Source organism: Ruegeria sp. C8, assembly GCF_056537565.1.
In genome coordinates, this window is sequence record NZ_JBQFRV010000043.1 from 1 (window position 1) to 953 (window position 953).

Consider the following 953-nt stretch of genomic DNA (forward strand, 5'->3'; position numbering starts at 1 on the left):
AGGTTCAGGCCTCATAGCCAATAGATAACGAGTGCTGCGAGGGCGATTGCTGACAGGAAGACCTTTGGGCACCTGTCGTAGCGGGTTGCCACAGGCCGCCAATCCTTCAACCTGCCGAACATGATCTCGATCCGGTTGCGCCGTTTGTAACGACGCTTGTCGTACTTAACCGGTTTCTTCCGCTACTTCCGGCCAGGGGTGCAGGCGAGCACCCCTTTGTCTTTCAACGCTTCCCGGAACCAATCGGCGTCATAGCCACGATCCCCGAGCGGCCAATCGACATCCGGCAGGCCGCTCAGCAGTGCCCGCGCACCAATGTAATTGCTGACCTGACCGGCGGTGATGAACAGGTTGAGCGGACGTCCCCGGCTGTCGCAGATGGCATGCAACTTGGTGTTCATGCCGCCCTTGGTGCGACCCCTCTCGGCAGCATCCTCCGGATGCACCTGCCGGGCAATGAATCAGGCGTCCACGCCCCCTTTTTTGACGCCCAAACTGCTTGCGGTACGGTGGGCCTTCAGGTTGGTGGCATCGACCATCACAGTATTCTCTTCACCGTGTTCGGCAGCCAGACCGGCCATCATCCGGGCGAAGATGCCTTGTTCGTGGCGGCATTCGAACCAGTGGCGTTTGCCACTCACCTCCACCGCTTCCAACGGTTATAGGGCGTTTCCGGGGCTTACGCGGCCCCACTGGGACCACGATTCCCTTCAACTGTGTGGGCCATACGCCGAAGGGGCATCGCGCCATCTCAACCCATTGCGATTAATGAAGATAATGCCGCTCAACACACGTCGATCATCAACGCGTGGTTTGCCCTGGGACTTGGGCAAGAAAGGCTCAAGACGCGCCACCTGCGCATCCGTCAGCCAGAAAAGATCAGACATGGTCACCGCTCGATTTTCGAACCGTGAATCACGCAGCAAAGCGGAAATCAATGGGTCCTGACCCTA

1 pseudogene is annotated in these 953 nt (G+C 58.8%); it reads right to left on the reverse strand.

Annotated elements, in window-relative coordinates:
- Positions 1 to 11: 11 nt before the first annotated feature.
- Positions 12 to 887, reverse strand: a pseudogene (locus tag ACR0KL_RS22730) (IS5 family transposase).
- Positions 888 to 953: the final 66 nt, after the last annotated feature.